14 protein-coding genes are annotated in these 14390 nt (G+C 34.7%); 7 read left to right on the forward strand and 7 right to left on the reverse strand.

Translation table 11 applies throughout. The features are described 5' to 3' along the window. A partial coding sequence (locus tag VB776_RS15415) for an IS3 family transposase (protein WP_323697743.1) occupies positions 1 to 142 on the forward strand: 142 nt, incomplete at its 5' end. 239 nt (positions 143 to 381) lie between these two features. Here the strand turns inward: VB776_RS15415 and VB776_RS15420 are convergent. From VB776_RS15420 to VB776_RS15430, 3 genes are read right to left on the reverse strand one after another with little or no spacing between them, the layout of a single operon-like run. Beyond that, a complete protein-coding gene (locus tag VB776_RS15420; protein WP_323697645.1) occupies positions 382 to 1386 on the reverse strand; it encodes an NADP-dependent oxidoreductase in 1005 nt (334 codons plus the stop codon). Beyond that, a complete protein-coding gene (locus tag VB776_RS15425; protein WP_323697646.1) occupies positions 1383 to 1754 on the reverse strand; it encodes a DoxX family protein in 372 nt (123 codons plus the stop codon). Before VB776_RS15425 ends, VB776_RS15420 begins: the two co-directional genes overlap by 4 nt. Beyond that, positions 1751 to 2545 carry an SDR family NAD(P)-dependent oxidoreductase gene (locus tag VB776_RS15430; RefSeq protein WP_323697647.1) on the reverse strand — a complete coding sequence of 265 codons (795 nt, stop codon included), beginning with the start codon at positions 2543 to 2545 and terminating at the stop codon, positions 1751 to 1753. Before VB776_RS15430 ends, VB776_RS15425 begins: the two co-directional genes overlap by 4 nt. Before the next feature lie 106 nt (positions 2546 to 2651). Here VB776_RS15430 and VB776_RS15435 point away from each other — a divergent pair, with 106 nt between their 5' ends. From VB776_RS15435 to VB776_RS15455, 5 genes are all read left to right on the forward strand, one after another. Further along, positions 2652 to 3068 (forward strand): winged helix-turn-helix transcriptional regulator, encoded by a 417-nt coding sequence (locus VB776_RS15435; RefSeq protein WP_323697648.1) that lies wholly within the window; start codon positions 2652 to 2654, stop codon positions 3066 to 3068. A gap of 411 nt (positions 3069 to 3479) precedes the next feature. Then, a complete protein-coding gene (locus tag VB776_RS15440; protein ID WP_323697649.1) occupies positions 3480 to 3851 on the forward strand; it encodes a nuclear transport factor 2 family protein in 372 nt (123 codons plus the stop codon). Between the two features lie 26 nt (positions 3852 to 3877). Then, complete coding sequence (locus tag VB776_RS15445) at positions 3878 to 4468, forward strand: TetR/AcrR family transcriptional regulator (RefSeq protein WP_323697650.1); 591 nt, start codon at positions 3878 to 3880, stop codon at positions 4466 to 4468. 83 nt (positions 4469 to 4551) lie between these two features. Then, entirely contained in the window at positions 4552 to 5292 is a 741-nt protein-coding gene (locus tag VB776_RS15450) for an SDR family oxidoreductase (protein ID WP_323697651.1), read from the forward strand. A 58-nt stretch (positions 5293 to 5350) separates the two neighbouring features. Continuing rightward, positions 5351 to 6115, forward strand: coding sequence for an SDR family oxidoreductase (locus VB776_RS15455; RefSeq protein WP_323697652.1), 765 nt, complete (start codon positions 5351 to 5353; stop codon positions 6113 to 6115). 546 nt (positions 6116 to 6661) lie between these two features. Here VB776_RS15455 and VB776_RS15460 read toward each other — a convergent pair. After that, on the reverse strand, positions 6662 to 9343 hold the full coding sequence (locus VB776_RS15460; protein WP_323697653.1) for a glycoside hydrolase family 78 protein: 2682 nt from the start codon (positions 9341 to 9343) through the stop codon (positions 6662 to 6664). 270 nt (positions 9344 to 9613) lie between these two features. Further along, a complete protein-coding gene (locus VB776_RS15465) occupies positions 9614 to 10384 on the reverse strand; it encodes an SDR family oxidoreductase (protein ID WP_323697654.1) in 771 nt (256 codons plus the stop codon). A 271-nt stretch (positions 10385 to 10655) separates the two neighbouring features. Between VB776_RS15465 and VB776_RS15470 the strand changes: the two genes are divergently transcribed. Then, on the forward strand, positions 10656 to 11837 hold the full coding sequence (locus VB776_RS15470) for an ATP-binding protein (protein ID WP_323697655.1): 1182 nt from the start codon (positions 10656 to 10658) through the stop codon (positions 11835 to 11837). A 123-nt stretch (positions 11838 to 11960) separates the two neighbouring features. Here VB776_RS15470 and VB776_RS15475 read toward each other — a convergent pair whose 3' ends face one another. Both VB776_RS15475 and VB776_RS15480 read right to left on the reverse strand, forming a co-directional pair. After that, the gene (locus VB776_RS15475; RefSeq protein WP_323697656.1) at positions 11961 to 13544 is read right to left on the reverse strand and encodes a hypothetical protein; all 1584 of its coding nucleotides are present in this window, start codon (positions 13542 to 13544) and stop codon (positions 11961 to 11963) included. A gap of 163 nt (positions 13545 to 13707) precedes the next feature. Beyond that, complete coding sequence (locus VB776_RS15480; RefSeq protein WP_323697657.1) at positions 13708 to 14157, reverse strand: hypothetical protein; 450 nt, start codon at positions 14155 to 14157, stop codon at positions 13708 to 13710. Positions 14158 to 14390 lie beyond the last annotated feature (233 nt).

The raw sequence follows: 14390 nt of genomic DNA on the forward strand, positions 1-14390 counted from the left end.
CACAATTCTGAGAAGTATTCTATTTGAATTTATTGAAGGATATTACAATAGACAGCGATTGCATTCAAGTTTAAAATATGAATTCCCACTTGATTTTGAAACGCAATGGTTTGAGAAAAATGCCGAAAAGTGTAAACATTAAACAATAAAACCTCGCAAAAAGTGTAAACCAAAAATAGACCACCCCAAATTGTCACGAGTAGTATATCTTTAACGAGCTGTGGTTTAATGATGTTACTTTCCAAGAGTCCAAACGAATCTTAGACCGTTAGTAATTAACTCTCAAAAAACAAATTCCCCGACACATAGCAAGCCAGCGGTTTCGGGGAATACGTTGTAGAAGATAAATTTTAAGGACAAATCGCAAATTTAGAGTGCAAACTATCTTACTTTTATTACAACTTTTCCTTTAGCTCGTCCCGTTTCCACATAAGCTAAAGCCTCGTTAGTTTGTTCAAAGGGAAATACTTTATCAACAATTGGTTTAATGATACCAGCCTCAATCAATTTCGTAATATCGCCTAGTGCTTTGCCGTCTGCACGCATAAACAAAAATTTAAAATTGACATTTTGCTTTTTAGCTATTCGTCGAGCTGAGAAACTCAATAAATTCATAATCACTTGAAAAGGCCAAGCTAAACCAATTTCTTTGGCTAATTCAGCTGTGGGTGGTCCCGTCAAAGTAACCAATGTGCCACCAGGTTTTAAAATTTTCAAAGAACCTTCAAGTACTTTTGCATCTCTGTTGCTATGAAGTACCACGTCATAATCTTTTAAAATGGTAGCAAAATCCTGTGTTTTGTAGTCTATCACTAAATCAGCACCCAATTTCTTTACCAAAGCTGTATTTGCTGAACTTGTAGTAGTAGCAACGTAAGCACCAATATGTTTGGCAAATTGAATGGCAAACGTACCAACACCACCAGAACCAGCTTGAATGAATACTTTTTGACCTTTTTTCAAGTTTGCAATTTCTACAAGTGCCTGCCAAACGGTAAGCCCAACCAAAGGAATAGAAGCAGCTTCTTCCATTGAAAGGTTTGTAGGTTTCAATGCTAAATCATTTTCCTGCACAGCAATCTGTTCTGCAAAACTACCTATTCTGTGGTCGCCCACTCTTGAATAAACCTCATCGCCTACCTTAAATTTTGAAACCTTTGCACCTACTTTGGTTATGACACCAGCCATGTCGTGTCCATTTACGAAAGGCGTTTTGTAAGGCAAAAATATTTTGAATTCGCCATTTCTAACCAACGAATCTAACAAATTCACACCTGCACTATGAATCTGAACCAATACCTCATTTTCCTTTATCGTTGGCACATTTACATCGCTTAAATGTAATGTTTCGTTTTTGCCGTATTTTTTAACTGAGTATGCTTTCATTTTGGGATATTTTTTAATTTTGAAAAATAAATATTTGATACACTAAGAATTACAAGATTTATTAACGGAACAACAATACTTGCCGTTGGGTCACCTACCATATAATGAATAATAACGGCTGAAATATACAGTATTCCAAATCCTGCATAAGCCCATTCTTTCACCTTTACAGGAAAAAACGGAACAATTAGAACTACTGCTCCAATAAGTTTTGAAATCCCAACTTGTATTCTGAAATAAGCTGGAAAACCAAAATGCTTGTATGCCTCTACAATCGTTGAATCAGTAAAATACAGATAGACTGCATATAATGAACCGATACTTATTAAAGAAGTCGTTATCCAATAAATTATTTTATCTTTTTTCATTTTAACTGTCTAAGAACATTTTTTTCTAAAAAGCCATAAGCAAAATGCTGTAAATTTATTAAGCTCGTAGTGCCTTTGCCTACAATATTTCTGAATTTAGGATGGTCTGTTTGAACTACTTTAAGAATTTTATCTACGACAAGTTTTGGGTCTTCGGCTTTATCTAATAATTCGTCAGAGAATTTTTGAATTTTATTTCTTAGCGAGTTATAATCTGCAATTTTATTTACAGCAGCAGAAGAGTTATCTATAATATTTGTCTTGAAAGCAGCTGGTTCAATCATTGCCACATCAATATTGAACTCATTCAATTCATAACGCAATGATTTGAAATACCCTTCTAAAGCGTGTTTGGAAGCGGCATAATAGGCTGTATTTGGAAATGACACAAGTCCAATGATTGAACCTACGGTGATGATTTTACCAGATTTTTGTTTTCTAAAATGTGGTAAAATAGTGTTTGTAACTTTAATAGTCCCCCAAAAGTTAGTTTCCAATTGTTGTCTTCCTAACTCAATAGGTGTTTCCTCAGCAATCCCTGATACATAAAAACCAGCATTATTGATCAGAACATCCAATTGAGGTGTTACTTTGAAAAGCCTTTCTGAAAAAGTATTTATTGACTGTTCAGAGTCAAGGTCTAAGGCAATCATTTTAAATGGTAACTTTCCTGTGTACTTTTCAGGGTTACGACTTGTACCAACAACATTATAGCCGCTTTCATGTAGTTTATTTGCAATTAATAAACCAAAACCTGATGATGCTCCTGTCACTAAAATATTTTTTTTCATTTTTTTCTTTGATAATTTATTCATAAATTTACTTGCGATTTGCAAGTGTAAAGGTATGGCAAATTGCTTGCATATTGCAAGTGATTTTTAAAATATTTTAGAAAAAATGAAAAAAATAGAAAAAAGGTCAAATTGTCCTGTGAGTTCCTCACTTGATATTTTTGGTGATAAGTGGTCATTACTTATCATGCGAGATATGATATTTTACAATAAATCTACTTATGGAGACTTCTTGAAATCAGAGGAGAAAATAGCCACTAACATATTGGCTACAAGACTGTTAAATCTTGAAGAACACAACTTAATAGAGAAGTTAGAACACCCTGATAGCAAAGCCAAGGTGCTTTATAAACTCACCGAAAAAGGAATTGATTTACTACCTATAATTGTAGAAATACAACTTTGGGCGGATAAATATTTTACGTTACCAGATGCAATAAAAGCAATAATAGAGGAAGGGAAAAAGGATAAAAAAGGGTTTATTGAAGCTTTAACAAGACAATTGAAAGCAAATATAAGGTGAACATTTATTATTGTATCTACAAATACACAATAAACGATTTTCAATTATTTATCCTTTAAGTACAATTTTATTTTAAGAGAATTAACTGTCGCTTGTGTGATTTGAGGGCTTTAAGTAAAAAGAAGTTAATAGTATATCAGTTATTGTATTACACTCATAATCAGACAGATACTACTAAAGGTAAGTAATCGGGTAAAATAAACTCTTGTATTCCTTTGTAAAAGCACCATTGGTGCGACAGAAAGCCAACTATCTTGAAGTCTGCCACTCCTACGAAGCTGATGAAAAAATTAGTTTCAGCAACCAATCCTAATAAAATATACCATTTAGTATATTTGCATAGAAATTATTAAACACGTTAAATGAAATAGTGAACAATATTGGTTCACACAACACTTTAAAATTGAAATAATGACAAACAAAGAACTTGTGTTTACGGCTGTTACCTCTGTATTCGGCCAGAGGGATGTCTCTGCGTTGGATAAATATTTTGATAGCAACTATATTCAGCACAATCCTGCTCTGCCCAATGGTACAGACATATTGAAACAAATAATACCAGGCTTGCCCGCAGATTTTAAATACGAAGTAGCAACAGTTACTGAACATGATGACATTGTGATGGTTCACGGTCGTTTTTCTAACTGGAATGGAAAAAACTACGTTGCAGTAGATATTTTTAAGGTGAAAGATGGTAAAATTATCGAACACTGGGATGTATTACAAGAGGAAGTCGAGACGGCAAAAACGGTAACAGGTAATCCAATGTTTCCTTTATCCTAAATTCTGAATATTTTAATTTCAATAACATGACAACTAAAGCAGAAAGAACCAAACAATTTATACTGGAAACGGCAGCACCAATCTATAACGAAAAAGGTATTTCTGGGGTTAGTATCGATGATATTCTGGAAGCAACCCAGCTTACAAAAGGCTGTATTTATGGGCATTTTAAAGGTAAGGATGACCTTTCTGAACAGGTTGTGGAGTACTCTCTAAACAATATGACCGCAAAAATTAATGCTGTAGTCTCTCAAGAGACGACCGCCAGAGCAAAAATTAATGCTTTTATTGATTTTTATAAGAACCCTATTGCTACATATATATCTGGTGGTTGCCCAATCTTCAATACAGCAGTAGAAGTTGATGATAATTTTCCAGAAATCAAAAAAAAGGTAGCGGCCAAATTTATTACAGGGCAGCAAGGTCTTTCGACTATTCTTCAGCAAGGTATTGAAAATGGTGAGTTTTCTTCTGAACTAAATCCGGCTAGGTTTGCTTTCAAAATGTTTTCGGCAATCGAAGGCGGAATCATCATCTGTCGTACTATAGATTCTGCTCAGCCGATGTTTGAGTTAGTGAATGACCTCAAAAAAGAACTTGATCAATATTGCGTATAATTTTTTTTGCTAAAAAATATACCTTTTAGTCTATTTTATAATAATCCATTTATTTTTAACACTTACAATTTAAAATCAATACAATGAAAACAACAGGAAATACCATATTCATCACTGGCGGAAGTGCAGGAATAGGTTTGGCAATTGCAAAGAAACTTAATGCCGCAGGCAACAAAATTATCATCAATGGTCGCAATGAAGAACGTCTCGAAAAGGCACTTCTGGAACTTGACGGAGCGGCAGCTATCAAAGGTGACTGGGCAGATACTTCGGAAAGAATCCGTATCGCAAATGAATTGAAAAACAATTATCCAGATGTGAATATCATTATCAATAATGCTGGCGCTGCTTTCGGCTATCTTCTAAGCGAAGAGACAAATGCAGTAGAGAAAGCACAGATTGAAATGAATATCAATTATTTTGCTATCATACATTTTAACGAACTGATGATTCCTCACCTATTGCAGAAAGAGGAGTCAGCTATTATAAATATTTCTTCGCTTGCCGTTTACGGAAGTCATAAGTTTTTGCCTACTTATGGTGCTACCAAAGCAGCATTGCATAGCTACACAGTTGCTTTACGATACACTTACGAGGAGCAGAAAAATTTGCAAGTGTATGAGGTATATCCACCATTGACCAATACCGAATTCTCATCTTATATTGGTGGCGAAAATGGTATTCCGCCAAGTGAAGTAGCCGATGAATTACTCAATGGTTTAGAGAATAATCAATTTGATGTTCCAGTTGGTGAAACTAAAATTTATGCCGCAGCCATTAGCGAGGCAATGTCTAAAATTACTCCTGAAGCAAATCATTCATAAACTTTGAAGAGGATTTTGATTTATAAATCAAAATCCTCTTTTATAAAAAATTATTATCATGAAAATTCAAGGTAAAACAATACTTATCACAGGTGGTGGATCAGGTATAGGTTTGGAGTCTGCCAAGCAATTTTTGAATCTTGGTGCTAAAGTTATTGTCACAGGACGTAACAATGCTAAACTAGAGTTGGTAAAGCAAGCATATCCTGACATCATTACTTTTCAAAGTGATGTGTCAAATGCAAGTGATGCGGAAATTCTTTTTCAAAAAGTAAAACAACTGGGAGGAATAGATATTTTGCTAAATAATGCTGGCGTAGGTGTTCCTCCTGTTAATCTGGGTGTTGCAAGTGATAAACATTTAGCTGGGGCGATTTATGAAATGGAAGTTAATTATTTTGGTGTTATTCGGCTAAATAACCTTTTTATGGATATGCTAAAATCTAGGAAGGAATCAGCGATTATCAATACAACATCGATTTTGAGTATGGTACCTTCAGTATTAGAAGCCACCTATTCTGCATCCAAAGCAGCTTTGTCTTCTTACACCAAATCATTGAGATCTCATTTGCAAACCATCAACAGCTCAGTAAAAATATTTGAACTTCAGCCACCTTTGGTAGATACTGAGATGGTTGCAGACCGTCCTGACAAGAAAATAAGCCCCGAAAAGTTAGTAAATGCTTTGATAGATGGCTTGCATAAAGACGTATATACCATTCGTGTTGGCGATACGAAAGCTATATATGTACTAAATCGCCTTTTTCCTGACACTGCCTACAAATTGGTTAATTCGAAGGAAGCTTATGAAAAACTTAAATAAATTAATTATTGAATTTTAAACATCGTGAAATACACTCATAAAACTAAATTCTTTATCTTGCCTAGTCATCCAATACAGAATATTTACGAAAGTATAGAGTATATTTTTGATAAATGGGGTTATTTTTCTTATTAATACCTCTACCTCTGGTTTTCAAGAATTCATAAGGGCTTTCAAACTCAATACTCCGTGAATAATATCAAAATTATAGAAATCTCTAAACTGATTCATAGCTTGTTTTACATCTTTTAAATCTTAAAACACAAGTCTATGACATACAGCCTTTCCGTAATATAATGATAAGATTCTATATTGCTGTTTTGCTGGAGTCTAGTAGGTTTTGTAAACTCTTGGATACACTTTTTGTCGTGGAAGTATTTTTGGAGCAATTCGGCAACGAAGCGGTTCGTCGCCAGTTGCTACCATTATCACAGTTAGTATAAGCACATTTTTATTTTTGCCCGCCACCTACCAGAATTTTATATCAAATGCTGGTAGTTCCCAAAAATCTAAACAGTTTCTTTAACATTCAAGATAAACCTATTCCTAAAGTTCCATCACAAAAGCATATTTCCCTGAACCTAATGCAATTGTTCCGTCTTGAGCTATACTAATACTTGCTCCACTTTCAGTAATTGAACTGAGTTTTTGCGTGGGAAAAGTCAGCGTTGCGGTAGTATTCGCTGGAATTTCTACTTCCCAAGTCAGTTTCCCATTTTCTATTTTCCAAGCCGAAACCACTACTCCATAATTGGTTTTTAAGCTTCCTTTCGCATAAGTAAGCCCCCCTCCTATTTGTGGTTTTATCACAATTTCTTTGTACCCAGCACCATCAAATTCTTTGGTATCAATTCCTGCAATATTTCTGTACATCCAGTCGCCTACTGCTCCATAAGCGTAATGGTTGAAAGAAGTCATGCCTGGATCTTGGAAAGTACTGTCGGGTTTCATACTGTCCCAACGTTCCCAAATGGTTGTTGCTCCATGTGCTTTGATTGGATATAACCACGAAGGATAAGTATCTTGCAAAAGCAATTTATAGGCTACATCATTTTTGCCAAAACGGCTCAAAACAGGATTTAAAAAAGGTGTTCCTAAGAAACCTGTCGTTAAGTGATAATTATAAGATTTGATATTGTCAACCAATCTTTCTACCGCTTGCTGACGCAATGATTCTGGCAACATATCAAATTGTAAAGCCAAAATATAAGCCGTTTGCGTTTCTGAAATCAATTTTCCAGATTCAGTCATGTATTCTTTTTGGAATTGTTTTTTGACTCTCCCTAAAAGCTTTTCATAGTTTTGAACATCCTCCGTTTTACCTAATATTTTGCCTGTGTTAATCATTAACTGTACACTGTAAGCATAAAAACATTGAGCCACCAAGTAATTATCAGTGATGGCAGATTTCATTCCAATCATTCCTTTTGAATCATCAACACGATACGAAAGCCAGTCAGCAAATTGAAAACCAGTATTCCATAAATCATTTTTAGCAGCTTTATGGATATATTCCACACTTTTTTTCATGGTTTCATATTGATTTTCAAGCACTTGTTTGTCCCCAAAAGCTACGTAAACATTATATGGAATAATAATTCCTGCATCGCCCCAGCCAGCCGCTTGCGAAGGACCGTCATTCAATACATTCGGAATTACGTGCGGCACTGCTCCATTTGAAAATTGGTCTGCCGTTACATCTTTCAACCATTTTGCAAAGAACTGATTCGCATTGAAATTATAAGAAGCCGTTCTTGAAAATACTTCTGCGTCGCCAGTCCAACCCAAACGCTCGTCACGTTGTGGACAGTCGGTTGGTACATCCAAGAAATTACCTTTTTGTCCCCACTGGATATTTTTTTGTAATTGGTTTACTAAAGGATTTGAGGTTTCAAAATTTCCAGTTTGCTCCATATCCGAATACAAAGCATAAGCCGTGAAATCTTCTGGATTAATTTTCCCTTCTATACCTTCTACTTGCACATATCTAAAACCAAAGAAAGTAAAATGTGGCTCAAAGAAATCTTTGCCATTACCGCTCAAAATATAAGTAGCCTGTGCTTTTGCTGAACGAAGGTTGGCAAAGTAGGGATTCCCGAATTTATCCATCATTTCAAAATGTGAAAGCGTAATTTTATCGCCCGCTTTTCCTTGTGCCGAAAGCGTTATCCAACCCACCAAATTTTGTCCGAAGTCTAAAATTGTTTCACCATTCGTCGCCTTGAATACTTTTACGGGTTTAAAAGTTTCATGTTTTTTAATAGGCTCATTTACTGAAGCATTGAGATAATCTGTCGGGAATTTTTTCTCTACGGCATTTTTCCAGTTAGTATCATTGAAAGCAATACTTGCCCAATTGGCAATTCTTTTACTTGCATCAATTACTTCCCCATCATAAATTTCAGCAAAACGAATATCGCTTTCTGCTACTTTCCAAGAATTATCAGACACAACACTTTCTTTTGAACCATCTGAATAAGTCAGTTCTAATTGGAAAAGTAAAGCGGTTTCCTTTCCATAAATATTTCGTTGTTTTAGCCAAGCCAAACGTGTTCTGTACCAACCACTTCCTAAAGTTGCACCAATGGCATTTTTCCCAGAAGCGATTAAATTCGTAACATCATAAGTTTGGTACTGTAAATGTTTATTATAACTCGTCCAACCCGGAGTTAGAAAAGCATCACCTACTCTTTTTCCATTCAATTGAATTTCGTACAAACCTCTTGCGGTTACAAAAGCCGTAGCATTGACAATTTTCTTTTTTGTTTCAAAGCTCTTTCTAAACATCGGTACAACACCATTTACGGTATCATTTACAAAGCCCGAACTTATCCATTTTGCTTTCCAATCGCTTTTGTTTAAAGCTGTTTGGAAATTGGCTGTAGCCCATTCCGACGTTTGTCCTTGATTATCCCAAACTCTTACTTGCCAAGTAAAACGAGTATTTGAAGGAAGTTTTTCTCCTTGATAAGCATTAAAAATAGAGGTTTCAGCATTGACTTTACCACTATTCCAGATGACATTTCTACCATTTTTTACTTGAATTTCGTAAGCAATTTGCTTTACATTTTTCTTTTCTGAAACGAGTTCCCAACTAAATCTTGGTTTTTCGGCATCAACCCCAACGGGATTCTGTTGGTTTTCAGTCCTGAGGTTTTGAAGCTTTAACTGAGCAAACAAAGTGTTTGCCATTAAAAAGCAAAGGAGAAATAATAGTTTTAATTTCATGTTAATTTGAAAATTGGATAAGATAAATTCTATAAAATACTGATAATGAATACGTTAAAAAAGCACACATCTAACGGCAAGACTTTTCAATGCACATTATCATTAAATAAGTATAAATATATCTTGGAATAAAACAAGTACTCTCATGTACTTTCCTTTAATTAGCCATTATTTTATGCTACACTACCCTATCCTGCTTGTAACTTAAAACCATAATCAAACAAAAAACGCCCCGTTTCCGAGGCGTTCAAGTATATAAGTGGTTAGCAATTATCGTCCCATCCAACCGCCATCTACAGTCAAAATTGTTCCTTGTACATATTTTGAAGCATCTGAACAAAGGAAAACAGTCGCTCCTTTAAAATCTTCGGTTTCTCCCCAACGTCCAGCAGGAATTCTATCTAAAATACTTTTTGAACGATTTTCGTCACCTCGCAAAGCTTCAGTATTGTCCGTTGCAATGTAACCCGGAGCAATGGCGTTCACATTGATTCCTTTTGATGCCCACTCGTTGGCAAAAGCTTTTACTAAACTTCCAATCGCACCTTTACTTGCAGCATAACTCGGCACATTAATTCCCCCTTGGAATGTCAATAAAGAAGCGGTAAATACGACTTTCCCCGAACCTTGGGCAATCATCATTTTACCAATTTCACGAGTAAGAATAAATTGAGCATCCAAATTAATACTCAATACATTATCCCAATATTCGTCTGAATGTTCAGCAGCAGGATTTCTTAAAATTGTGCCTGCATTATTTACCAAAATATCAATGACAGGGAAATCCGTTTTTACTTGATTGATGAAAGAATAAAGAGCGTTTCTATCCGAAAAATCACATTGATAAGCCTTGAATTTTCTACCAATGGCTGTTACTTCTTTTTCTACCTGACTTCCTTTAAGCTCTAAGGAAGCCGAAACGCCAATTATATCAGCTCCAGCTTCTGCTAAAGCCAGAGCCATTGCTTTTCCGATTCCTTTTTTACAACCTGTTACTAATGCAATTTTGCCATCAAGGCGAAATAAATCGAGCGTGTTCATTTTTGTTCTGTTATAAATGCTTTGCAATAATCCTGTTAATGATACAAAACAATATACTTTTCAAGTTAATCAAGCAATTCTCTTTGAAATTTTATAGAGAAAAGGCACATTTCAATAATTTTTGCGATGATTGAGTAGATTTTTTTTAAAATATTTGATCTCTGTCGTTTTTATACAATAAGCTCTTCGTTTTTTAAATGACTTTTTATATTTATTTATTCCTGCAAATTCAAAATATAATTTTAAATTTGCAGGAATAAATTTTAACATTATGATTCATCGAGAACTTAGTTCAGAATTACTTTTTAGGGTAAATAATTTTCCTGTTTCGGCAATCTTAGGACCTAGACAAGTAGGAAAAACGACTTTAGTTAAGGCAATTCAAAACGAGTTACCGAAAGAAAGTATCTATTTTGACTTAGAGATACCCTCTGATTTGAATAAATTTACAGCTGACCCTGAATTATTTCTCAAAAACTTACAGCATCAAACTGTTATTTTAGACGAAATTCATCGGCTACCGAATATTTTTGTCTTACTCCGTGGTTTAATCGACCAACAACGTGACGCTGGGCGATTTATACTTTTAGGTTCGGCTTCTCCAGATTTATTAAAAAATACGGCTGAATCACTCGCTGGTCGGATTTCATATTTAGAAATGCACCCTTTGCATTATCGTGAAATTGCCCCAGAAAATTATCAAAATCACTGGCTTTGGGGTGGATTTCCAGCGGCTTATTTACCTAAAAACGACCGTATCAAAAACCTTTGGCTAAATGATTTTTTGATGAGTTATCTTGAAAGAGATTTACCTCAATTAGGACTTTCAGTTTCGCCATTACTCATGCGCCGACTTTTAATGATGCTTGCTAGTATTCAAGGTGGAGTTTTAAATTATTCAACTTTAGCAAATTCATTGGGTGTAAGCCAACCAACAGTAAAAAATGCCATTGACTTTTTAGAGCAAGCCTTTTTAATACGTCGTTTACAGCCTTATTTTGTCAATATTGGGAAACGTTTAGTAAAAAGTCCTAAAATTTATATTCGTGACAGTGGACTTTTACATCATTTATTGAATGTAAAAGATTTCAATAGCCTTTTGGGGCATATCGTTGCTGGCGGTTCTTGGGAAGGTTATATCATTCAAGAAATCATCAGCATTTTACCACAAGATGCTTTGCCATTTTATTATCGTTCACAAGATGGTGCTGAATTAGATTTGGTCATCGAACAAGGTTTAGGCATTAAACTCGCCATAGAAATTAAATTATCAGACTCGCCAACACTTTCAAAAGGCAACAGTATTTCTTTGCAAGATGTAGGCAATCCGCCTTTGTTGGTTGTTACTCCATCCGCTCAAGACTATGAACTTCGTCCCAACGTTTGGGTTTGTTCAATTGCTACTTTAGCCCAGAATTTAGCAAAATTTGGCTTAAATGCTTATCAGCTTTAATATGTTTTATTCCTGCATATTTAAAATCATATTTTAAATATGCAGGAATAAAGAACTATTTACTTCATTACATTCTCAATAATATATCTTCTCGATTTCTAAAATGGCTAATATTAATTCTCTTTATTTTTCTAAATAAAATACTCTTTCAACAGGTTCAGCAGATTGCACTTTTCCTACAATACCATATTGCCAAGCCACAATACTTACTTTCATAGGAAACTTTGCTTTAGGTGGAATTTTAGTAAAAAATACTTGATTATCTTTAATATAAGCTGGTCCTTCTTTTACATAAAATTGAACTGCTAAATTGGCATTTGAAGAAGCGTTCAATACAAGTTTTTTTATACTAACCTTCTGATTAGCAATATTTTTAAAAGTAATTACCTGTGTTTTTCCTTCTGTATTTTTCAAAGGAAAACGCATATCCAATTGTTGAACCGCTGATTTATAATACTTATCTCCTTCATTATGAGCTAATAACCAAATATCATTTGTCCTTTTAGGATTATTAAAACCCATTCTGTAAAAACTTACTTGAAAAGTTGAATCATCCAGTTTTTTTACTGGGCCACAAATACGGTCAATCCTTAATTGGGTAGAAGTAAAATCTGTAACTGTTTTCATTCTGGAAGTATCTGCAAAAAATGCTTTTAATCTAAAACTTATTCCATCTTCCAAGGGCGTAAATTTTAATTGATAATTTGCATGTGTTTTTACAAGTTGTAACACCTTATTATTTTGCATAAAACCAATATATTGCTGTTTTTTAGCACGAGCTTTAGCATAAAATACTTCCGTCCTATCTGCCATTTCTTTATCAAAACACCAAGATGCTTCTTCACGATTCCCTTGATAATTTGAATAAGCTGACGCTTTTGCTGTCGGAAGACTATCTTTTCTCCATCTATCCATCAACCAGCCTTTTGTTGGGTTTATTGGATTAAGTTTTTGATTATCTGTTTTTGACAAACGATATTTAGCAGCCTTTTTGATGAACATCGCCACATAATCGACCATCGCATCGCTATAATCAAAATGTCCGTGACCAGCATCAGCAAAAAATGAAATTGGCGTTTTAGGATGTTTTATGACATAATCAAAACCGGGTTTTATACGAGCTTCCCACCATTCATATTCGCCCATGACGAATAAACTAGGCACGCCTTCAATGCTACGATTTTCCCAATTTGGATTTGGACGACCACTCCCTGTAAGATTTGTTTGAGGAGTATCGCCATGAATTGATACGATTGCCAAAGTACGGTTTGGATTCCAAGCACCAAAATTCCAAGGATAACTCGCCATTGCTGAATGTCCCATTGGTACTATCGGAGCTGTAGCCAATTCTGCATAGCCAGAAACTTGAGCAAGGTCGTTCATCATGGTTTGAAAATGTTCCTGAATACCTTTATGAAAATCGAAAGTAATATCTAAACCCGGCGTTATCCAAATTTCTGCAATCCCTACTTCTGACATCGTTTTACGAAAATTGGCATTTTCCAACATTCCTTCTTCCACCATATTGTGCATACACAGAACTACTCCTTTTACTTGCTTACAATTTTCAGGAATCCAAAGAAAAGCCTGTGGCTTGTCATTTGTTTCAGGATGAATCATTCCTTTCACAGGCACAGACCATTGCCAAACTTGGGCATGGCTTATAAAAGAAATGATACTTAAAATCAGAATTATTATTTTTCGCATGTTGGCTAAATCGTTTAAGCAATGTTACATTAAACATTACTTGTTCTTACTGTTTTGAATAAAGAATGAAAAGTAAGACGATATACCCTAAACTGTGAAAATATTTATTTTAATCATTCGGCAAGCTAATCTGATTCCTTCTAAAAGAAAATCTAGTAGCGATTTACTCCTTTCCTAAAACGTGCGTCATATAATTATCTGCCATTTCAATCAAAGCTTCTGAATGTAATAATTTGCTATAATCAATTCCTTGAAGTGCTAAAGCATGGATGAGTTGATTTAATGTAGATGCTTTTCCTTTACCTTGTAGTAATGCTTTATACTGAAAATACTTGATTCCAAGCGGTTCTAAAACATCTTGCATTTTCAATGGTGTGTTATCTTCAGGCATTTTGGTCGTGTTGAAAAGCAATTGTAAAACCGTGGTGTAAAGTTTAGCATAAAAAAAGTTGGCTACTTCTTCGTCGGCTAAAATTCTGTTGAGCTTTTCTAATAACTCAGGTTTCAGTGATTGATGTATTCTGTTTGCATCGCCATTGATTTGGGAAATCTCTCTATCAGAAAGCATATTCCCTCCCTGACTCGTACTACCTTTGATGACAACGTAATTCATAATTTTAAAATATTAAATTGTGGAATTTTGAATTTATTCACAAAAATTATCAAATTCCGCTGAATTAAAAAGCCTTTATTACTTGATTCTTAATTTTAAACACTTCTTAACACAAAAACCATGAACATACATTCATTTTTAAAACAAAAATCCTGAGGGTTTATGCCTCAGGATTTTTATTATTTATAGGCTGTGAAAAATCATACCCCTCTCCTACCCTATTATTTTATATT

Source organism: Arcicella gelida (assembly GCF_034931025.1).
In the GTDB taxonomy this organism is placed as follows: Bacteria; Bacteroidota; Bacteroidia; order Cytophagales; family Spirosomataceae; genus Arcicella; species Arcicella gelida.